This window comes from Actinomadura chokoriensis, from assembly GCF_041463665.1.
GTDB classification, from domain to species: domain Bacteria; phylum Actinomycetota; class Actinomycetes; order Streptosporangiales; family Streptosporangiaceae; genus Spirillospora; species Spirillospora chokoriensis_A.
Genome location: NZ_JAXCEJ010000018.1, coordinates 99497 through 119226, shown reverse-complemented (window position 1 = coordinate 119226; position 19730 = coordinate 99497). Strand labels below are relative to the sequence as shown.

The window sequence follows — 19730 nt, the reverse complement described above, 5'->3', positions numbered from 1 at the left end:
GTCGCCACCATGTCGCCTCCCCGGGCGAGCGCGTCCGAACAGGTCGAACTTCTGTTCGACTATTCGAACACACTAGCGCACGCCCGGGGCGCCGTCACGCGAACCGCGAAACAGCCGCGGGCGGGTCTGTCCGGCACGGGGAACCCGGACGGGCCCGCCCGCGGGGTCAGGCGAGCGACTCGTCGGCGTCGGACCGGTGCGGTACCTGCTCGGCCGGTACCGTGCCCATGCGTCCGGCCTGGAAGTCCTCGAACGCCTGGACGATCTCGTCGCGCGTGTTCATCACGAACGGGCCGTACCGGGCGACCGGCTCGCGGATCGGCAGGCCGCCGAGGACGAGGATCTCCCACCCGTTCGCGCCGGCCGACGGCTGGGCGTCGGCCGCGCGGACGACGATGCCGTCACCGGTGCCCTTGTGGTGGGACCCGGCGAACACGGCGAGCTGCCCCTCGTCCAGCGCGACCTCCTCGACACCGGCCGTCCCGCGCCCGGAGAGCACGTACACCAGTGCGTTGAAGTCGCGCGGCCAGGGCAGCGCCAGCCGGGCGCCGGGCGCGACCGTCGCGTGCAGGTAGTTGATCGGCGTGTAGGTGATGCCGGGGCCGTCGTAACCGGCGACCGACCCGGCGATGACGCGGACGAGCGACGAGCCGTCGTCGGCGGCCAGCAGCTTGACGTCGCGCGCCTTGATGTCCTGGTAGCGCGGCGGGAGCCACTTCTGGGCGCGCGGCAGGTTGACCCAGAGCTGGACGCCGTGGAACAGCCCGCCCTTGGAGACCAGCTCGGGCGGCGGCTGCTCGATGTGCTGGATGCCGGACGCGGCCGTCATCCACTGCGTGGCGCCATCGGAGATGAGACCGCCGCCGCCGGTCGTGTCCTGGTGCTGGAACGCCCCGTCGATGATGTAGGTGACCGTCTCGAACCCGCGATGCGGGTGCCACGGGGTGCCTTTCGCCTCTCCCGGCGCGTACTCGACGGCGCCCATGTGGTCGAGGAGCAGGAACGGGTCGGCCAGGGACAGGTCGATGCCCGGGAAGGGACGCCTGACCTGGAAGCCCTCGCCTTCGAGGTGGCGCTTGGCGGTCACGACCTTCGCCACGCGGCGCCAGTCGGTGCCGGCCTCCGGCAGCAGCGGGAGGCGGGGCAGGGTCAGCGGGTCGGCCATCACGGCAGGCATGGGATCTCCCCTTCGTCCGGGTGCCCGTCCGGCTGCCGGGCGGTGCACTGGACCGTGCAACACAGTTGATGGTTCAACTATTTCCACGGACGGCGGCTGCGTCGTCCTGCTACCGTGAAATTCACGATAGCCCGCACTAGTTGAATCTTCAACATATGATCTATACTTCCCGGTATGAGCGAACCTCGCTGGCTCGATGCCACCCAGCAGCGCGATTGGCGGGCATACGTGGACGGCAGCGTCCGGCTCACCGAGATCATGGACCGGGACCTCAAGACCAAGCACGGCCTGTCGGTGTCGGAGTACGAGATCCTCGTCCGGCTGTCGGAGGCGCCCGAGCGGCGGCTGCGGATGGCCGAACTCGCCGAGAACGCCAGCCAGTCGCGCAGCCGCCTGTCGCACACCTGCTCCCGCCTGGAGAGCAAGGGCCTGGTCAAGCGGGACAGCTGCCCCAACGACAAGCGCGGCGTCTTCGCGCACCTCACCGACGAGGGCTTCGCGACGCTGGAGCGCGCCGCGCGCGACCACGTCGAGACCGTCCGGGAGTTCTTCATCGACGCGATCGAGCCGGAAGACCTCGAAGCGGTCGGGCGCGCGTTCAGCATCGTCCTGAAGCGCCTCGGCCCCACCAATTGAACTGCCCCACCAACTCGGCCCCAAGAACTGAACGGCGGCACGGGCTGACACGCGGCGCGGGCTGACGGGCGCGGGCCGGCTACAGCGGGACGGTCACCCCGGTCAGGAATCCGACGGACACCAGGGTCAGGAACCCCCACGCGAGCATCATGCCGATGCCGAACGTCCGCCACCTGCCGCCGACCTTCCAGATGAGCAGGCCGCCGAGCCCGAACGCCAGCATCAGCAGCGTGATGAACTGCGGCAGCAGGCTCGGGCGGCGGCTCATCATCAGCGGCGCCCACATCATCACGACGTCGACGAACACGAACACGCCGAACCCGGCCACCAGGGCTTTCACGTCCCGTCCGAGGAACGCCCGCGCACGCTCGACGAGAACCTGTGCCTTGTCCGTCGGCAACAGCGGCTGTGCAGCCGCGCCTTGCTCGACCTCCACGTTGTGCGCCACGGAGAAGATCTCGTCTTCGAGGCTTGGGAGGTCGCTCTCCTTAGCTTCCGCCATCCCGGCTCCCTGGGACCGGATGTCACCGGGCGACATGCCCGGTGATTGAACGAGGGTCCACAGCCCGTCCGTCCCGGCCCCTATCCGGCGGGCGCGCCTTCAAACGCACGGTAGCGAATCAGCGCGTGGCGCGAGCACCTCCCCACCTGCGTATGCTGCAAAGATGCCAGGTAGAGGGCCGATTTTCAGCGTGCCGTTGCTCGCCGCCTCGCTCGCCGTGGCGCTCGCCGCGACCGGATGTGGCCGCGGCTCCGACGAGACCGGGGAGTCGTCGCCGCCCGCGACGCCGCCGACCGCGTCCGGCACTGCCGCGCCGCCGGCACAGTCGCCGTCGCCGTCCCCGACGAAGCAGGTCTTCCAGGCCGAGATCAAGAAGGTGACCGCAGGCGACCTGAAGTCGTCCTGGCGCAAGGGTTGCCCCGTGGCGCCGTCCGGGCTCCGGATGATCGAGATGACGTACTGGGGCATGGACGACAAGCCGCACACCGGCGGGCGGCTCGTCGTCAACGCCAGGGCGGCGGGCGACCTCGTCTCCGTCTTCAAGAAGCTGTACACCATGCGCTACCCGATCGAACGCATGCAGCCGGTCGACAAGTACGGCGGCAGCGACTTCGAGTCGATCGAGGCCAACAACACCTCCGCGTTCAACTGCCGCGCCGCGACCGGGTCCAGTTCGTTCTCCCAGCACGCGTACGGGCTCGCCATCGACATCAATCCCTGCCAGAACCCCTACGTCTACTCGGACGGACGCATCGCCCACCCGTCCTGCAAGAAGTACAAGAACCGCAAGAACGACTCCCCCGGCGTGATCCACGCCGGCGACAAGGTCGTGAAGGCGTTCGCCTCGATCGGCTGGGGCTGGGGCGGCGAATGGAGCGGCGCCAAGGACTACCAGCACTTCTCCGCCTCCGGCCGCTGAGCGCGCCGCCCCTACGGGGGCCATGGAGGACGATGAGGAGCGGGTCCGGCCCGGGGGACGCCGGAGGCTAGCCCAGCGCCATGACCGCGACCACGACGATCGCGACGACCGCCACCACGCCGAGGACGCCGACGATCAGTCCGACGTTCGGCCCGGACTTCTGCGGCTGCGCCTGGCTGGCGAAGTTCTGGAACTGGTGAGTCGTGCCCGCCGGATCATTCGGTGTCTGCGACATGCCGAAGAGAGTAACGGATGACTTATGACCGAGTCGCCCACCTTGTGAGCTTCCGCTAGCCCAGACTCCGTGCGGAGAGTGTGGGATTCGAACCCACGAGGACTGTCCCCAGCCCTGGGCGCTTTCAAGGCGCCTGCACTAGTCCACTATGCGAACTCTCCAGCGGCCGGTCGTCCCGGCCACCGCCCACGATAGCGGTCACGGCCCTCTGCCTTCGACCGCGTACCGGGAGTTCAGCCGAGGGCGACGGTGGCGTGCGCGCTGTCGCACCCGCACGGCTCCCTGCCCTTGGTGAACGTCATCGTTGCCGTGCCTTGCCGCACGTCCTGCCGTTTCCCCCTGGACGCGGTGACCCGCACGGGCAGATTCGCCACCGTACGCGGCTTGCCGCCGAGCGTGATCCGCAGGGCGTCGCCGACCGGGACACAGGAGACCCCCTTGCACGAGAGACCCCTCTCGGACGAGGAGACGTCCGTGCACGGCAGGTCACCGACGCAGACCCGCAGCCGCCCGGCGTCGCCCGCCGACCAGGGCAGGCCCGACACCGCGACCGTCACCGGCGACGGGCACGGGGCGCACACGACCTGCCCCGGCGAGGATGCCGAGCAGGCGGCGCACAATGCGAGGACCGCCGCGGCCGGCACCGACCGCGCTCTGCCGATCATGGTCGCTGAGACGCGCCCGGCCCGCCTACGGTTCCCGGGGGACGCGGTAGCCGGGAATGGAGGGCCAGCGGACGGTCATGACGATCGATTCCTCCTCGGCCTCCCAGGAGTGGTCGACGCCGCGGCCCCAGACCACGTAGTCGCCCTGCTCGGCCAGCACCACGTTCCGCCCGGGGAACTCCAGGCGGAAACGCCCGCTGATCAGGACGAGCAGGGCCGTGCGCTTCTCCCCGTCCGTCCACCGGGCGCGCCGCTCGCCCTTGCGATGGACGCCCCACTTGATCTCGACCTCGTCGCTGTGCCGCAGGTCGCCGGGCGCCTTGAAGTGCCCGAGCAGCCAGCCCCGGTCACCGGCCGCGTCCGGGCCCGCCTTCCCCACGTACACGCCATCACCGTCGCTCACGGAAGGGAACGGTAGTGCCCCGGCCGCACCCGGCGGTCAGGGCTGGGCGGGCCGCTGGAAGGCGAAGCCGTCACCGACCGCGGCGGCCAGGGCGAGGTAGGCCTCGCGGGTGGCGGGGGCGAGCTGCTCCAGCTCGACCTCGGCGCCCTCCTCCAGGTGGTCGTCGTAGGGGATGCGGACGACGGCGCGGCAGCGGCTCTCGAAATGCGCCTGGAGCTTGTCGAGGTCGACCTGGCTCCGGGTGCGGTTGCGGACCATCGACAGGACGACGACGCCGTTGCGGACGAGGTGGCCGTGGTCGTGCGCCTCCAGCCAGTCGAGGGTCGCGCTCGCGGACCGGGCGCCGTCCACCGACGGGGAGCTGACCAGGACGAGCTGGTCGGCGAGGCTCAGCACGCCCGCCATCGCCGAGTGCAGCAGGCCGGTGCCGCAGTCGGTGATGCAGACCGAGTAGTACTGCTCCAGGACGACGGCGACGGCCGCGTAGTCCTCGGCGGAGAACGCCTCGCTGACCGCCGGGTCGCGGTCGGACGCGAGGATCTCCAGCCGCGCCTCGTTCTGCGAGGTGAACGCGCGCACGTCCGCGTACCGGTGGATCTGGTCGCGGTTGTTGAGCAGGTCCCGGACGGTCGCGGCCGTCTCCAGCCGCACCTTGTCCGAGAGCGTCCCGCGGTCGGGGTTGGCGTCCACCGCGATGACCCGGTCGCCGCGGAAGGTGCCGAGCATCGACCCGAGGCCGGTCGTGGTGGTCGTCTTCCCGACACCGCCCTTGAGCGACATGACCGCGACCCGGTGGTGCCCGCCCGCGACGACGGTGCGGGCGCGCGCGATCAGGTCCTTGCGGCGCAGCTCGCCCTGCGACTCGCCGGGGTGGATGCTGCCCGCGGTCGCCTTGTAGACGGCCCGCCGCCATCCCGAGGAGGGCGCGATGCGGCGCTCGCCGAGGAGGTTCTCGGAGCTGAGGTTGTCGGTGTCCTGCGGCTGCTGCTGGGCGGCGTTCCCCGGCGGGGGCGCCTGCCCCTGCTGCGGCCCGGGCGGGTAGCCGTAGCCCTGGTAGGGCTGCCCCGTGCTCGGGTCGATGGGCGCGTACGGCTGCCCCGTGCCGGGGTCGACCTGCTGGTACTGCTGGGCGGCGGCGCTCGGATCCTGCGGGTAAGGCCGGCCCGTGTTCGGGTCGACCTGCTGGTACGGCTGGGCGAACTGCTCGGCGCCGGGGTCGGGAGCGTACGGCTGGCCGGTGGCTGGGTCGACCGCACCGTACGGCTGCCCGGTGCTCGGATCGACCGGGGCGTAAGGCTGGCCCGTGTTCGGGTCGACCGGGGCGTAGGGCTGGCCGGTGGCCGGGTCGACCGGGGCGTAGGGCTGGCCGGTGGCCGGGTCGACCGGGGCGTAAGGCTGGCCGGTGGCCGGGTCGACCGCGGGGTACGGCTGGCCGGTGGTCGGCTCGGCCGCCGGGTACGGCTGGGCGCCCGCGTTCGGCGCCATCGGCGGGAACGGCTGCTCGCCGGGGACGAGCGGACGGCCGGTGTTCGGGTCGATCGGCACGTACGGCTGGCCGGCGGCGTCGGTGTCCTGCGGGTAGGGCTGCCCGGTGGCGGGGTCGATCGGCTGGTACCGCCCGCCGGTGTCCTGCTGCCCGAACTGCCCGGACGGGTAGGGCGGCAGCTGGTCGAGGGGCGGAGCGGTGTCGCCGTTGGCGTCGTAGGGCTGCTGCGGTGGCTGCCGTCCCTGGGACGGGTCGTAGGCGGGGGCCGGGTAGTACGGCGGCGGGAGCATTCCTCCGTCGAACGGCTGCGGCATGGGGCCGCCTTCGTAGGGCGGGGGCTGCGGCGGGCCGAAGTTCTCGGGGCCGTGGCCGGGGCTCTCCGGGGCGCCCTGGAAGGCGGGCGGCGCGGCGAGCCAGGGGTTGGCGTCCGGGGCCGGCGGCCCGGCGGGGGCGGGCGGGGACGGCGGCCCGGCGGGGGCGGGCGGGGGCGGCGGCCCGGCGGGGGCGGGCGGGGGCGGCGGCGCGTTCTCCTGCTCGGCGGGGCCGGGCCGGGCCGCCTGCTCGCCTTCGGGGGACGGTTCCGCCGTGTCCTCGCTCAGCGCGTCCAGAGAGGCCAGCCGCTCCTCCAGGGAGCGCCCGTCGTGCTCGTTCCTCGCCACCGTTCTTCCCCCTCGGGCACGCCTCTGATGATCAACACGGTGCAGGTGGGCAAAAGGGCCCCCACGCAGGATACCCGTGCCCCAATACCACGCATGCCCCGCGTAGATCGACATTGGGCGGGGAAGGCCCGGACCCGGAGCGCCTCGCGAAACGCCCGGTAGCGTGACCGGTATGCATGCGATCGTGATCCGCGAGCCCGGCGGCGCGGAGGTCCTGGAATGGACGCGGGTGCCGGGCCCGGAGCTGAAACCCGGTGAGGTGCTGATCGAGGTGGCGGCGAGCGCGGTCAACCGCGCGGACGTCATGCAGCGGATGGGCTTCTACCCGCCGCCCGCCGACGCTCCCCCGTACCCGGGCCTTGAAGTGTCCGGGCGGATTGCCGAGATCGCCGCGGACGTGACCGGCCTGAACATCGGGGACGAGGTGTGCGCGCTCCTCAGCGGGGGAGGGTACGCCGAGGGGGTGGCGGTGCCCGCCTCGCAGGTGCTCCCGGTGCCGCGCGGGGTGGACGTCGTCGAGGCGGCCGGCCTCCCGGAGGTCGCGTGCACCGTGTGGTCGAACGTGTTCATGCTGGCCGGGCTGCGCGAGGGCGAGACTCTCCTCGTCCACGGCGGCGGGAGCGGCATCGGGACGCTCGCGATCCAGCTCGCCAAGGCGCGCGGCGCGCGGGTGGTGACGACCGTGGGCAGCCCGGAGAAGGCGGCCCGCTGCCGGGAACTCGGCGCGGACGTCGCCGTTGAGTACCGAGAAGACGATTTCGTCGACAGCGGCCCGTACGACGTGATCCTCGACCTTATCGGCGCGAAGTACCTGGCCCGGAACGTGGAGGCGCTGGCCGTCGGCGGACGGCTGATGGTGATCGGTCTCCAGGGCGGCGCGAAGGCGGAGCTGGACATCGGCAAGCTGCTGCGCAAGCGGGCGCTGGTGCACGCGACGACGCTTCGGGCCCGTCCGTTGGAGGAGAAGGCGGAGATAGTGGCGGGGGTCCGCGAGCACGTGTGGCCGCTGCTCGAGTCGGGGGAGGTCCGGCCGGTCATCGATCGCCGGATTCCCATGGCCGAGGCGGCGCGCGCGCACGAGCTGCTGGAAGAAAGCGGGCATGTCGGCAAGATCCTGCTGACCGTGTGAGGATGTGGAGTTTATGAGCGAGCCTTCGAAGAACCAGTCGGAACAGGAACCGCACGTGCTCGTGGTCGGCCCGAACGGCATCGCCCTTGAGGGCGGTAGCGGGGGCGAGTCCGAGACCAAGTCGGTGACCGAGATGGTGGAGCAGCCGGCGAAGGTGATGCGGATCGGCGGGATGATCCGCCAGCTCCTGGAGGAGGTCAAGGCCGCCCCGCTGGACGAGGCGAGCCGGGCCCGGCTGCGCGAGATCCACAAGTCGTCCATCAAGGAGCTCGAGGACGGCCTGGCCCCCGAACTCGTCGAGGAGCTGGAGCGGCTGTCGCTGCCGTTCACCGAGGGCACGGTGCCGAGCGAGGCGGAGCTGCGGATCGCGCAGGCGCAGCTCGTGGGCTGGCTGGAGGGCCTGTTCCACGGCATCCAGACGACGCTGTTCGCCCAGCAGATGGCGGCGCGGGCCCAGCTCGAGCAGATGCGGCGCGCCCTGCCCGCCGGCATGATGCCGCCCACGGAGGACGAGCACCAGCCTGGTCCGCACTCGTCCGGCCCCTACCTGTAGGACATGAACACGGCCGCACCCCCTTCCGCAGGGGGTGCGGCCGTCCCGTTGGGCGAACTACGGGAAGAGGCGTTCCAGGACTTCGGCCACGCCGTCGTCGTCGTTGCGGGACGTCTGGTGCGTCACGGCCGCCAGCACCAGCGGGTGCGCGTTCGCGACGCCGTAGGAGGTGCCCGCCCAGGTGAGCATCGGCAGGTCGTTGGGCATGTCGCCGAACGCGATGACGTCGTCGGACACGAGGCCGTGCTCGGTGCAGAGGGCGGCGAGCGCGCTGGCCTTGGTGACGCCGAGCGCGCTCATCTCCAGCAGCCCCCGCCCGGACGAATGCGTCACCGTGACGATGTCGCCCACCGCCTGGACCGCCTTCTCCGACAGCGTGTCCGGGTCGGAGTCGGGGTGGAAGGCGAGCAGCTTGGTGCCGGGCCTGCGGACGAGTTCGTCGGCGTCCACCCGGCGCCCGCCGAGGGCCTCGGCGTCCCACCGGCCGAGGTTGTAGGTGGTCTCGAAGTAGAACCCGGCCGGGTGCTCCACGGCGAACTGCAGTTCGGGCGCGATGGCGCGCAGCCGCCCGACGGCCTCCGCGATCACGTCCGGGGGGATCTCCCGGGCCTGCAGGACGCTCTCGGTGTGCAGGTCGTAGACGACGGCGCCGTTGGCGCAGATCGCGACGCCGTGATGGTCGACGGCCGCGGCGATGTCGGCCATCCAGCGCGGCGGCCGCCCGGTGACCATGACGAGCATCGCCCCGGCCCGCTCGACCCGGGCCAGGGCGTCGACGGTCCGGGCGGAGATCGTGCCGTCGGAGCGCACGATCGTGCCGTCGAGGTCAGTGGCGATCACGCGCGGCGAGAGCAGACTCATGTCACCTTCCTGGGCAGATGCCACAAACCATAAGCGACGCCTCGCCGAGGCCGGGATCTTGGGTCTGGACTGGAGGCGCGATTGGGCCCGAAACTTCTTCGGGTTCGTTGTCGCGTGGAAGGTCGTTCCATGTTCGCCAGATCCCCCCGGCTGGCGTCGGCAGCCCTCGCGGGCGCCCTCGTGCTCAGTCCGCTCACCGTCCCCGTCCAAGCCTCCGCCGCACCCGTCGCCGCGCCCGTCACAGCTCCTGCGTCGGCGTCCGTCCAGGTCGAGGGCGCCGTCAACGTCCGCGATGTGGGCGGCTACACGTCCGCGGACGGGCGCCGGGTGCGGGACGGCCTGGTCTACCGTGCCGCGTCCCTCAGCGAGGTCACGCCGACCGGAGTCACGCAGCTCGGACAGCTCGGGCTGTCGGCGTCCGTCGACTTCCGTTCCAGCCTGGAAGTGATGCTGAGCGGTCCCGACAAGCTCCCCTCCGGCGTCACACCGGTCGCCGCGCCGATCGGCGTCGTGTCGGTGACGCTGCTGGAGATGATGCCGGACGTGCTTAAGGCGATCCTCGCGGACGACAGGCCCGGCGAGTTCATGGCCCTCACCTATCGCGGCTTCATCCACGACGCCGACTCGCGCAAGCAGTTCGCGGACACGCTGCGGCGCATCGCGTCCGGCCAAGGGCCCGTCCTCTACCACTGCACCGAGGGCAAGGACCGGACCGGCGTCATGACCGCGATCCTGCTCACGCTCCTGGGCGTGGACAAGACGCAGGTCTACGACGACTACCTGCGCTCCAACAAGGAACTCGCCGCCAAGACCGAAGGGGAACTCGCCGAACTCGCCAAGTACGGCATCGACCCGGCGCTCGTCGAACCGCTCCTGACCGTCCGCGCCTCCTACCTGGACGCCGCGTTCGACCAGATCCAACGGGACTACGGGACGTTCGACGCGTTCCTCACGAGCGGCCTCGGCATCGACGCCGCCACCCAGCAGACCCTCCGCGAGCGGCTCCTGCAGTAGACGCGAACGGGGCCCGTCCAAGGCAGGACAGACCCCTTCGAAGCGAAGGTCAGCGCTTGACGGGCTCCAGGACGTCCAGCCCCAGGAACTTCTGCAGAGCCTCGGGAACGCGCACCGAACCGTCGGCCTGCTGGTGGTTCTCCAGGATCGAGACCATCCAGCGGGTCGTCGCCAGCGTGCCGTTGAGCGTCGCGACCGGCTGGTTCTTGCCGTCCGCGTCACGGTGCCGCACCGCGAGCCGCCGCGCCTGGAATTCGGTGCAGTTCGACGTCGAGGTGACCTCGCGGTAGGTGTTCTGCGTCGGCACCCACGCCTCGCAGTCGTACTTGCGGGCAGCGCTCGACCCGAGGTCGCCCGCCGCCACGTCGATCACCCGGTACGGGATCTCGACCTTGGCGAGCATCTCCTTCTCCCACTCCAGCAGCCGCAGGTGCTCGGCGTGCGCGTCGGCAGGGTCGCAGTAGGAGAACATCTCCACCTTGTCGAACTGGTGGACGCGGATGATGCCGCGCGTGTCCTTGCCGTAGGACCCGGCCTCGCGGCGGAAGCACGACGACCACGCCACGTACCGTCGCGGCAGCTCGTCGATGATCTCGTTCATGTGGTAGGCGGCGAGCGGCACCTCGGACGTCCCGACGAGGTACAGCTCGTCCTGCGGGAGCTGGTACACCTCGGCGGCGTGCGCGCCGAGGAACCCGGTGCCCTCCATCGCCTCCGGCTTCACCAGAACCGGCGGATACATCGGGATGAACCCGGCGGCGACGGCCTGCTCCATGGCAAGGTTCAGCAGCGCGTACTGGAGCCGCGCGCCCACGCCCGTCAGGTAGTAGAACCGGGCGCCGGACACCTTCGCGCCGCGCTCCATGTCGATGGCGCCGAGGCTCTCGCCCAGCTCCAGGTGGTCCTTCGGCTCGAAGTCGAACGACGCCGGCTCGCCGACGTGCTCCAGGACGACGAAGTCCTGCTCGCCGCCGGGCGGGGCGTCCTCCTCGATGAGGTTCGGGACGCCCCGCAGCACCGCGTCGAGTTCCTCGCCGAGCCGGTCGGCCTCCGCCTCGCGCTCCTTGACCTGCTGCGCCAGCTCCTTCGCGCGGGCGAGCAGCGCGTCCCGCTCCTCGCCCTTGGCCCTGGACACCGACTTGCCGAAACTCTTCTGCTCCGCCCTGAGCTGCTCGAACGACGTCAGCGCCGAGCGGCGCCTGCCGTCCAGGTCGAGCAGCCGGTCGACGACGGCGTCATCCTCACCGCGGGCGCGCTGCGACGCGCGCAGCCGCTCCGGATCCTCTCGAAGAGCTCGCAGGTCAATCACAGACCCGAGGCTACCGGTCCGGCCGCCTCGCCCGCGCGCACATAACGCCGCGCGTAGCGCACACGACACCGCGCCTGGAGCACATGCCACCGTGTCTAGCGGACGCCGCGCCTAGCGGACGCCGCTCGCCAGCAGCGCGTGCGCGGGCAGCGCGACCTTGCCGCCGTCCACCGCGTAACCGGCGACGATCGCGTCGTAGGCGTCCTTGATGCGGGCGACGGTCTGCGCGTCCTGCCGTCCGACGATGACGCCGTTCGTGCCGACCCGGGACAGCGCGCCCGTCTCCCACCACTCCTCGGGGTCGACGACGTGCTCCCAGGTCACCTCCTCGACCGCCACCTCGGTGAGCCTGGCCTCCGTCACGAGGCGCCGGAACGCGACCGCCTCGCCGTGCTCCATGAACGGCGACTCCGGGATGTCGTCCGGCCAGGCGACACCGGCCCGCTCGATCGCCTCCCGGACGATCGCGAGGGCCCCGCTGCCCGGCATCACCCAGCAGCTCAGCGCGAGCCGCCCGCCCGGCCGCAGCACCCGCATCAGCTCGACGATCGCCGCATGGGGATCGCCCACGTGGTTGATGACGAAGTTGCCGGCGACCGCGTCGAACGAGGCGTCCTCGAACGGCACCTCGGGCAGGACGGCGACCCGCACGTCCAGCCCGGGAACGTTCCGGCGGGCCGTCTCCGCCATGCCCTCCTCGGCGTCCACGGCCGCCGCCCGGGCCCCGCGCCGGACGGCCTCCTGGGAGACGAACCCCGGGCCCGTCCCGACGTCGAGGAACCGCGTCCCGGCGGTCACCCCGGCCGCGTCCAGCAGCGGACCGACCAGATGACGGGTGAGCCGGGCGAACCCCCGCTCGTACGCGGCGGCCCGCCCGGCCCACAGCTCTCGCTCGTAAAGATCGAAGTCCTTGCCCACCCGGGCAGCCTACGCGTCAGCGCACGTCCACGTAGTCGTCCCCGCAGGTCTTGGACGTAGCTGGACGTCCGTCATTGCGGGTGGGCGGGGGCGGCGCAGGTGTCGTCGGTGCAGGCGGCGGCGTCCTCGCCGACGGTGGTGAGGGTGGGGCGCGAGTCCGCCCAGGCGCGGGTGAGGACCTCGGTGAACGTCTCGGACGGCTGGGCGCCCGAGACGCCGTAGCGGCGGTCGACGACGAAGAACGGGACCCCGTTCGCGCCGAGTTCGCGGGCCTCTCGCTGGTCGGCTTCCACCTCGGCGGTGAACGCGCCGGTCGCGAGCGTCTCGCGGGCGGCGCCGGCGTCCAGGCCCGCCTCCTCGGCGATCTCGACCAGGGAGTCGCGGTCGAAGATCGAGCGGCGGTCGGTGAAGTGCGCCTTGTAGAGCGCCTCGACGACCTCGTCCTGCACGCCCTGCTTCGCCGCGAGATGGACGAGCCGGTGCGCGTCGGCGGTGTTGCCCGCACGGCCGCCTTCCAGGTGGTACTCCAGGCCCACCCCTGCCGCGCGCTCCTCCATCTGCCGGTTCATCTCGACGGCCCGCTCGCGCGTCATGCCGTACTTCCCCGCAAGCATTTCGGCCACGTCGACGGTCTCCCCGTGCGGGAAGGACGGGTCAAGCTGGAAGGAGCGGTGCACCACCTCCACCCGGTCGCGGTGCTCGAACTCCTGGAGCGCGTGCTCGAACTGCCGCTTCCCGATGTAGCACCAGGGGCAGATGACGTCCGACCAGATCTCAACGCGCACGGGGAACACCTCTCGTTAGACGACCTGACGTCGTCAACGCGGTGCGGCCCGGATCGATTTCCTTAATCAGGCGCCGGGGGTGCGGATCGCCGCCAGCCAGGCGGCGGCCTCGGTGAAGTCGGTGTCGTGGGTGCCGCGGCGGATCTCGGGACGCGTCTCGTCTGCGCGGGCGTAGGAGCCGACGAAGCGGAGGTCGGCGCAGATGCGGCGCAGGCCCATCAGGGCCTCGCCGACGCGGGCGTCCGAGACGTGGCCCTCGAAGTCCATCCAGAAGAGGTAGGAGCCGAGGCCGGCGCCGGTGGGGCGCGACTGGATCAGCGTCAGGTTGATGCCGCGCACGGAGAACTCGGTGAGGATCTCCAGCAGGGCGCCCGGGTGGTCCTCGCCGATGAACGCGACGACGGTCGTCTTGTCCGTGCCGGTGGGGGCGGGCGGCATGCAGGGGCGGTTCAGGACGACGAAGCGGGTGACGGCGTCGGCGACGTCGTGGATGTCCTCGGCGAGGACGGACAGGCCGTAGCGGGCCGCCGCGAACGAGCCGGCGAGCGCGGCGTCGTAGTGGCCGTCGGCGACGTGCTGGGCGGCCTCGGCGTTGGACGTGGCGGCGCGCCATTCGGCGTCCGGGACGTTGTCGAGGAGCCAGCGGCGGCACTGCGGCTGCGCGATCGGGTGGGACGCGACGGTCTTGATGTCGTCCAGCGTGGTCCCCGGACGGACGAGCAGCGCGAACGAGACGGGCAGGTGGATCTCGCCGACGATCTGGAGGGGTTCGCCGGTGGCGAGTTCGTCCAGCGTGGTCGGGACGGAGCCTTCGACGGAGTTCTCCAGCGCGACGACGGCCGTGTCGACCTCGTTGGTGCGGAGGGCTTCCAGAGCGGCCGGGACCGTCGAGTACGGGACGTGCTCGGCTCCGGCGGCGCCGGGGAGAGTGAGCAGCGCGGCCTCGGTGAACGTGCCCTGCGGACCCAGGTAGGCGTAGCGCGCTGGCCTGCTGTCTGCGGTCACGGGGTCCCCCGGGCGAAGAGTTTCGGGTGTGCGGAACGCGCCTCGATTCGAGGCGAGAAAGCAGAGTTTACTTCCCGGCGGGTAAAGCCATGCCGCTGCGGAAGGCGTACGCGGCCCCGCGCGGGCAGACCTGCGGGCGGCTACGCGCGGGCGGACGTGCGGTCGTCGGTGCCGAAGTCGGCCAGCGGGTCGTCCATCGACACGATCGGGCCCTTGCCGAGCCGGGCCGCGCGGAGGGCGTGGCTCTCCTCGGGGGAGAGCCTCTCGACCGGGTGCCCGCCCTGGACCGACTTGGCGTAGGTGCGCGTCTCGGTCCGCCCGTTGATGGAGCTGAGCACGACCCCGTCGCCGACGGCGTTGATGAGGGCGAGGGAGAAGGACCGGTGCCCGGACATCTCCTTCAGCGCGTCGTAGTGGACGATCGCGAGGTCGCGCAGTGCGCGCTCGTCCACCGATCCGCTGGCGACCTGGAGCTGGCGCCGGAGCATTTCACCGCACTCGTCGACGACCTGGTTGACCCGGTTGTGCGCGACCACCGCGATGGACAGCCCCGCTACACCGGCGACCAGGCCCGCGACGGCCACCGCGACAAGCATCACGGGGCGAGCGTACCCACCCCCGCCTACGGTTGCGAAGGATCCTCTCGATCGGCGCCCGGTTTGACCCGTTTCACCAGCCAGACGCCGAGGACGGCGATGGACGCGAGCGCGGCGAGCCCGAACGAGTCGCGCAGCACCTGGCCTCCGAATTCCGCGATCACGGAGTGCTCCGGGCCGATCCAGGCGCGGCCCCACCAGGGCAGCGGCCACAGGAACAGGAACCACAGGCCGCCGGCGATCAGACATCTTCGCGTGTCCCGGCCGTCGCCGACCAAAGCCCCGATGACAGCGATCATCCAGACAAGGTGGTGGATCCACCCCACCGGAGACAGCGCGACCGACAGCAGCCCGACGACCGCGACGCCGCCGAGGAGGAGGCTGGCGGAGTCGGGCCCGGCCAGGTCGTCGGCGGCCAGGGTCAGCCGGCGGGCCCACACGAAGCCGAAGTAGGCGACGACCAGGGCGAGGACGAGCCACACCAGCGTCCGGACCGGCCCCTCGTCGAAGATCCGGGCGACGATCCCGTGGATCGCCTGGTTGGTGGTGCCGTCCACCGCGCCCGTCCGGTCGCCGCCCTGGAGCAGCGCGCCGAACCAGTAGGCGGACGAGTCGGCGGGCAGCAGCGCGAACCCGGCCAGCGTCGCGGCGGCGGCGGTGAGCACCGCGTTGACCAGCGCGTCCCGCCGCCCGGTGAGCAGGAAGTAGATGAGGAAGACGCCCGGCACCAGCTTGATCGCGACGGCCAGGCCGACGAGCATGCCGCGCGGCCAGCGGGCCGTGCGGGCGCAGCAGTCGGCGAGGCACATGGCGAGGAGGAACAGCCCGACCTGCCCGAAGCGCACCTGGTCGCGGACGGGGTCGAGCCAGGCCATCGCGGCGAACAGGACGCCGGCGGTGAGCGGCGCCCAGCGTCCGGTCCGGCGGAGGAGGTCGCGGAAGGCGTACCAGACCACGATCGCCAGCGAGAGGTAGATCAGCCCGACCCACGCCCACTGCGCGGCCCGCCAGGGCAGGAGGGTGAACGGGACGGCCAGCGCGGCCGCGATCGGCGGGTAGGTGAACGGCAGCAACTGCGGCGGCTGCGTGAGGAAGTCGTACAGCGGCGCACCGCGCAGGACGGCGAGGCCGCCCTCCCGGTAGACCTCCAGGTCGACGAGCCGCTGGTCGGGCGGGTTGGTCAGCCATTGGCCGACGATGGGGACGACCGCGACGACGGCGACGCAGACGCCGGCGCATACGAGGAGCCGGCGCAGGCGTGCGCCGCGGGCATCACCGATCACTTGCGCCATGGGACCGTCCACCGCCGCAGGATATGGCCCCTGTGCGGTCGTGCGGCTCTTGTAACCTGAACGCCATGATGTCCGGGGGAACGAAGATCGCCGTGTTCCTCGCCACCCTCGCCACGGTGCTGACCGGTGTACTCGGCTGGTCCGCCGCGTCCCCCGCACAGGCCGACACGCGCACCGCGACCGGACGCGTCGTGATCGTCGGGGTGCCGGGGCTGATGTGGAGCGACATCACCGAGAACAACACGCCGACGCTGTGGGGGCTGACGGCGGAGGGGTCGGCCGCGGGCATGAGCGTCCGGACGACCCGGGTCAACACCTGCCCCACCGACGGCTGGCTGTCGGTGTCGGCCGGGCAGCGGTCCCGGCTGCCGCACGGCGACTGCGCGCTGCCGTCGGCGCCGATCCTGCCGGGGCAGAACTCCCCCACCGGCCCGGTGCCGGCGGGCGGCGCGGTCGCCGCCGGCTGGCCGGCCATCAAGAACGACAACGCGGGCACCAACTACCACGCCGAGATCGGGCTGCTCGGCGACGCCGTGCACCGGGCGGGCGGCTGCACGACGGCGGTCGGGCCCGGCGCGGTGTTCGGCGTCGGCGACGGCGGCGGGCGCGTGGACCGCTACATCGCCTCCCCCGACAAGGTCACCGCCGAGGACTGGGTGCGCTGCCCCCTCGCCGCGGTCGACGTCGACGACCTGTTCCGCGGCTACATCGACGCGGGCGTCGATCCGCACGGCGACCAGGTCCCGCTGTCGGACGCGAAGCGCGCCGACGCCGCGGCCGCCGCCGACCGCCGCGTGGCGCAGGTCGTCACCGGCGTCCCCCAGGGCACGACCATCCTGCTGGCGGGGCTGTCGGACACCGGCGTCAACCCGCACCTGCGCGTCGCCGTCGCGAAGGGCGACGGGTTCGAGCCCGGCTTCATGACGTCCAGCGCGACCCGGCAGGAGGGCCTCGTCACCCTCACCGACGTCACCGCGACCACGCTGAAGCTGCTCGGGCTGCCGCAGCCGAAGCAGGCCGTCGGGTCGGGATGGAAGTCGCAGCCGTCCAAGGCGTCCACGCAGGAGCGGGTCGACGCGCTCGTGGACGAGGACGTCGCCGCCCAGGCGATCCGTGCCGTGCAGACGTCGTTCTACTGGGTGCTGTTCGCGACGCAGCTCGTCCTGTACGGGATCGCGGTACTCGCGCTGCGGCGCCTCGGCGGCGACCGCCGGTCCCGGGCCCGGATACTGGGCGGCACCCGCGTGATAGCGCTGCTGGGCGGGGCGGCGCCGGGCGCGTCGTTCCTCGCCGGGCTGCTGCCGTGGTGGCGCGCCGAGCATCCGACGCCCGTCCTGATCTGCACGGTGCTGGGCTTCGCGGGGCTGCTGACGGGCGTGGCGCTCGCCGGCCCGTGGCGCCGCTCCGTGGTCATCCCCGGGCTCGTGATCACCGGGGTGACGGGCGTCGTCCTCGCGCTGGACGTGATGACCGGCTCCAACCTCCAGCTCAACACCCTCATGGGGTACACGGCGCTCGTCGCGGGCCGCTTCTACGGCTTCGGCAACCAGGCGTTCTCGCTGTTCGCCGTCGCCGCGATCCTGACGGCGGCGTGGCTGACGGAGTACCCGCTGCGGCAGGGCCGCAAGGCCGTCGCGGTCGGGATCGTCGCCGTGATCGGGGTGTTCGCCGTCGTGGTGGACGGGCTGCCGTCGTTCGGCAGCGACTTCGGCGGCGTCCTGGCGATCGTCCCCGCGTTCGCCATGCTCGGTCTGATGGTCGCCGGCCGGCGCGTCTCCGCGCCGAGGCTCGGGATCTTCTTCGTGGTCGGCGCGGCGATCGTGCTGTTCATCTCCTACCTGAACGCGCGGAGCGCCAACCCCACGCACCTCGGGCGGTTCTGGCAGGACCTCATGGACGGGGACGCCTGGAGCATCGTCACCCGCAAGTTCAACGCGATGCTGAACAGCCTCGGGTACTGGCCGTACACGCTCGCGGTCGCCGCCGCCGTCGTGTTCCTCTTCTTCGTCCTGGCGCGGCCCACGCGGTGGCGGGTGTCGCTGCTGCAGGGCGTCTACAAGCACAGCCTGTCGATGCGGCCTGCGCTGATCTGCGCGCTGTCCGTCGGCGTCATCGGCACGCTGGTGAACGACTCCGGCGTGGTGATCCTGTCGGTGGCGTTCAGCCTGGCGACCCCGCTGATGCTCGCGGCCGGGCTCCGGTCGCTGGAGATCGACCTGAGGAACGCAGACACGCCGCCACCAGCGCCGTCAGGATCGCCAGAAGCGTCCACGGGACCACGGTCGGCCGAACAACGGTGAACAGCCACTCCAGGTCGTCCGGCAGCCGGATGCGGGCGGGGGCGCGGGCCGGCAGGTAGGCGAGGCTGAGGGCCGCGGTGTGGGCGAGCAGGATCCAGTCGATGCGCGTCCAGGGGAGCAGGGCCAGCACCGCCCAGCCGAACCCGTCGTACCAGGGCAGCGCGTAGGGCGCGACCAGGAGCCAGGCGAGCACGACCGCGGCCGCGACGCGCTGGTCCTCTTCGACGTTCTGTTTGGGCAGCGCCCGGACGAGCAGCAGGAACAGCAGCACCCCGAGCAGCGCGGCGCCCGTCTTGATGATGTCGCGCTGCGAGCCGCGGCCGAGCGACTCGTCCAGCAGGTGCCAGGGGGTGGCGAACGACACCATGTTGCTCGCCTCGCGGACCTGGTCGAGCGCGTGCGGCCCGCCGAGCGCGTACGAGGCGGCCATGACGGCGAGGGCGCCGCCGGCCAGCGCGGCCAGACCGCCGAGCGACCGCCATCTCCGCTCCCGGACCATTGCCCAGGCGGGCCCGCCGGCGACCAGCCCCGCCGGGAGCTTGATCGCCGCGCCGAACCCGGCGAGGGCGCCGGCGGCCAGGGCGCGCACCCACCCCGCCCGGTGCCCGAACACGGCCAGCGCGGCCACCATCGGGGCGATCGCGAGGACGTCGTTGTGCGCGCCGGCGACCAGGTGGAACAGCACCAGCGGGTTGCACGTCCACAGCAGCACGGTGCGGAGCCGCCGCTCCTCGGTCCTGGACGTCCGGTAGAGGATCAGTGCCGTCACCGCGAACGCGAGTACGTTCACCACGGACATGACGAACACCGTCAGCCGGACGGAGCCGTCGCCGATCCACGCGGCGAGCGCCTGCTCGCCCGTCGCGATCGGCCCGTACACCGACGGCGTCGTCCGCCACTCCTCGGGCGCCCCCGCGACCGGGTCGCGCGGCAGGTCCTCGGCGCTCGTCGCGTACGGGTCGTGGCCCGTCGCCGCCATCCGCCCGTAGGAGGCGTAGTTCAGGTGGTCGGTGGACCCGACCGGCGGCATGCACATGAACGCGACCGCCGCCAGCAGCCCGGCGACGGCGAGCGGCAGCGCCCGGACGCGCCAGCCCTTCCGGACGGCGGCGAAGCACAGCCCGAGGCCCGCGGTGCTCGCGACCACCCCCGCGACCACCAGCCCGATCACCAGGTACGGCGACGGATGGACGGCCAGCGCGTACGGCGGCTGGGCGCGGGAGCCCTCGAGTTCCGGCTGGAACACCGACGGGCCGAGCAGGGCGGTGCCGAGGAAGCAGGCGATG

General features: G+C 72.0%; 19 protein-coding genes, 1 tRNA gene and 1 pseudogene. 6 read left to right on the top strand and 15 right to left on the bottom strand.

The window, feature by feature from the left end; genetic code table 11:
• Positions 1 to 166: 166 nt before the first annotated feature.
• Entirely contained in the window at positions 167 to 1177 is a 1011-nt protein-coding gene (locus SM418_RS25975; RefSeq protein WP_371943717.1) for a pirin family protein, read from the bottom strand.
• 174 nt (positions 1178 to 1351) lie between these two features.
• Between SM418_RS25975 and SM418_RS25970 the strand changes: the two genes are divergently transcribed.
• A complete protein-coding gene (locus SM418_RS25970) occupies positions 1352 to 1813 on the top strand; it encodes a MarR family winged helix-turn-helix transcriptional regulator (protein ID WP_371943718.1) in 462 nt (153 codons plus the stop codon).
• Between the two features lie 79 nt (positions 1814 to 1892).
• On the opposite strand, the gene SM418_RS25965 is transcribed toward SM418_RS25970, so the two are convergent.
• Positions 1893 to 2315, bottom strand: coding sequence for a hypothetical protein (locus SM418_RS25965; RefSeq protein ID WP_371943719.1), 423 nt, complete (start codon positions 2313 to 2315; stop codon positions 1893 to 1895).
• Between the two features lie 163 nt (positions 2316 to 2478).
• Here SM418_RS25965 and SM418_RS25960 point away from each other — a divergent pair, with 163 nt between their 5' ends.
• A complete protein-coding gene (locus tag SM418_RS25960; protein WP_371943720.1) occupies positions 2479 to 3234 on the top strand; it encodes a M15 family metallopeptidase in 756 nt (251 codons plus the stop codon).
• 67 nt (positions 3235 to 3301) lie between these two features.
• On the opposite strand, the gene SM418_RS25955 is transcribed toward SM418_RS25960, so the two are convergent.
• From SM418_RS25955 to SM418_RS25935, 5 genes are all read right to left on the bottom strand, one after another.
• The gene (locus SM418_RS25955) at positions 3302 to 3469 is read right to left on the bottom strand and encodes a hypothetical protein (RefSeq protein ID WP_371943721.1); all 168 of its coding nucleotides are present in this window, start codon (positions 3467 to 3469) and stop codon (positions 3302 to 3304) included.
• Positions 3470 to 3541: 72 nt separating this feature from the next.
• Positions 3542 to 3630 (bottom strand) — tRNA-Ser (locus tag SM418_RS25950).
• 72 nt (positions 3631 to 3702) lie between these two features.
• Positions 3703 to 4134, bottom strand: a complete 432-nt coding sequence (locus SM418_RS25945) for a hypothetical protein (RefSeq protein WP_371943722.1) — start codon at positions 4132 to 4134, stop codon at positions 3703 to 3705.
• A gap of 25 nt (positions 4135 to 4159) precedes the next feature.
• Positions 4160 to 4537, bottom strand: coding sequence for a cupin domain-containing protein (locus SM418_RS25940; protein ID WP_371943723.1), 378 nt, complete (start codon positions 4535 to 4537; stop codon positions 4160 to 4162).
• 36 nt (positions 4538 to 4573) lie between these two features.
• The gene (locus SM418_RS25935; protein WP_371943724.1) at positions 4574 to 6682 is read right to left on the bottom strand and encodes a nucleotide-binding protein; all 2109 of its coding nucleotides are present in this window, start codon (positions 6680 to 6682) and stop codon (positions 4574 to 4576) included.
• Between the two features lie 172 nt (positions 6683 to 6854).
• Between SM418_RS25935 and SM418_RS25930 the strand changes: the two genes are divergently transcribed.
• Both SM418_RS25930 and SM418_RS25925 read left to right on the top strand, forming a co-directional pair.
• Entirely contained in the window at positions 6855 to 7811 is a 957-nt protein-coding gene (locus SM418_RS25930) for an NAD(P)H-quinone oxidoreductase (protein WP_371943725.1), read from the top strand.
• Between the two features lie 13 nt (positions 7812 to 7824).
• A complete protein-coding gene (locus SM418_RS25925; protein WP_371943726.1) occupies positions 7825 to 8364 on the top strand; it encodes a bacterial proteasome activator family protein in 540 nt (179 codons plus the stop codon).
• Between the two features lie 57 nt (positions 8365 to 8421).
• Here the strand turns inward: SM418_RS25925 and SM418_RS25920 are convergent, their stop codons facing one another.
• Positions 8422 to 9225, bottom strand: a complete 804-nt coding sequence (locus SM418_RS25920) for a Cof-type HAD-IIB family hydrolase (protein ID WP_371943727.1) — start codon at positions 9223 to 9225, stop codon at positions 8422 to 8424.
• A 129-nt stretch (positions 9226 to 9354) separates the two neighbouring features.
• On the opposite strand from SM418_RS25920, the gene SM418_RS25915 reads away from it, so the two are divergent.
• Positions 9355 to 10239, top strand: coding sequence for a tyrosine-protein phosphatase (locus tag SM418_RS25915; RefSeq protein ID WP_371943728.1), 885 nt, complete (start codon positions 9355 to 9357; stop codon positions 10237 to 10239).
• A 49-nt stretch (positions 10240 to 10288) separates the two neighbouring features.
• On the opposite strand, the gene serS is transcribed toward SM418_RS25915, so the two are convergent.
• From serS to SM418_RS25885, 6 genes are all read right to left on the bottom strand, one after another.
• On the bottom strand, positions 10289 to 11548 hold the full coding sequence (serS, locus tag SM418_RS25910; RefSeq protein WP_371943729.1) for a serine--tRNA ligase: 1260 nt from the start codon (positions 11546 to 11548) through the stop codon (positions 10289 to 10291).
• 111 nt (positions 11549 to 11659) lie between these two features.
• The gene (locus SM418_RS25905; protein ID WP_371943730.1) at positions 11660 to 12466 is read right to left on the bottom strand and encodes a class I SAM-dependent methyltransferase; all 807 of its coding nucleotides are present in this window, start codon (positions 12464 to 12466) and stop codon (positions 11660 to 11662) included.
• A 71-nt stretch (positions 12467 to 12537) separates the two neighbouring features.
• A complete protein-coding gene (locus tag SM418_RS25900) occupies positions 12538 to 13251 on the bottom strand; it encodes a DsbA family oxidoreductase (RefSeq protein WP_371943731.1) in 714 nt (237 codons plus the stop codon).
• A gap of 66 nt (positions 13252 to 13317) precedes the next feature.
• Entirely contained in the window at positions 13318 to 14256 is a 939-nt protein-coding gene (gene pheA / locus SM418_RS25895) for a prephenate dehydratase (RefSeq protein ID WP_371943732.1), read from the bottom strand.
• 140 nt (positions 14257 to 14396) lie between these two features.
• Positions 14397 to 14852: a DUF4446 family protein gene (locus SM418_RS25890; RefSeq protein ID WP_371943828.1), complete on the bottom strand. Its 456-nt coding sequence runs from the start codon at positions 14850 to 14852 to the stop codon at positions 14397 to 14399.
• A 26-nt stretch (positions 14853 to 14878) separates the two neighbouring features.
• Entirely contained in the window at positions 14879 to 16156 is a 1278-nt protein-coding gene (locus tag SM418_RS25885; RefSeq protein ID WP_371943733.1) for a glycosyltransferase 87 family protein, read from the bottom strand.
• Between the two features lie 53 nt (positions 16157 to 16209).
• Between SM418_RS25885 and SM418_RS25880 the strand changes: the two genes are divergently transcribed.
• Positions 16210 to 18444 carry a hypothetical protein gene (locus SM418_RS25880; protein ID WP_371943734.1) on the top strand — a complete coding sequence of 745 codons (2235 nt, stop codon included), beginning with the start codon at positions 16210 to 16212 and terminating at the stop codon, positions 18442 to 18444.
• 505 nt (positions 18445 to 18949) lie between these two features.
• On the opposite strand, the pseudogene mptB reads toward SM418_RS25880, so the two are convergent.
• Positions 18950 to 19690 (bottom strand): annotated as a pseudogene (gene mptB, locus SM418_RS38035) (polyprenol phosphomannose-dependent alpha 1,6 mannosyltransferase MptB); the annotation flags it as partial.
• Positions 19691 to 19730: the final 40 nt, after the last annotated feature.

Coding starts and splice junctions, on each gene's coding strand:
- SM418_RS25975 (WP_371943717.1), bottom strand. CDS start 1,177: ATGCCTGCCGTGATGGCCGACCCGCTGACCCTGCCCCGCCTCCCGCTG.
- SM418_RS25970 (WP_371943718.1), top strand. CDS start 1,352: ATGAGCGAACCTCGCTGGCTCGATGCCACCCAGCAGCGCGATTGGCGG.
- SM418_RS25965 (WP_371943719.1), bottom strand. CDS start 2,315: ATGGCGGAAGCTAAGGAGAGCGACCTCCCAAGCCTCGAAGACGAGATC.
- SM418_RS25960 (WP_371943720.1), top strand. CDS start 2,479: ATGCCAGGTAGAGGGCCGATTTTCAGCGTGCCGTTGCTCGCCGCCTCG.
- SM418_RS25955 (WP_371943721.1), bottom strand. CDS start 3,469: ATGTCGCAGACACCGAATGATCCGGCGGGCACGACTCACCAGTTCCAG.
- SM418_RS25945 (WP_371943722.1), bottom strand. CDS start 4,134: ATGATCGGCAGAGCGCGGTCGGTGCCGGCCGCGGCGGTCCTCGCATTG.
- SM418_RS25930 (WP_371943725.1), top strand. CDS start 6,855: ATGCATGCGATCGTGATCCGCGAGCCCGGCGGCGCGGAGGTCCTGGAA.
- SM418_RS25925 (WP_371943726.1), top strand. CDS start 7,825: ATGAGCGAGCCTTCGAAGAACCAGTCGGAACAGGAACCGCACGTGCTC.
- SM418_RS25920 (WP_371943727.1), bottom strand. CDS start 9,225: ATGAGTCTGCTCTCGCCGCGCGTGATCGCCACTGACCTCGACGGCACG.
- SM418_RS25915 (WP_371943728.1), top strand. CDS start 9,355: ATGTTCGCCAGATCCCCCCGGCTGGCGTCGGCAGCCCTCGCGGGCGCC.
- SM418_RS25890 (WP_371943828.1), bottom strand. CDS start 14,852: ATGCTTGTCGCGGTGGCCGTCGCGGGCCTGGTCGCCGGTGTAGCGGGG.
- SM418_RS25880 (WP_371943734.1), top strand. CDS start 16,210: ATGATGTCCGGGGGAACGAAGATCGCCGTGTTCCTCGCCACCCTCGCC.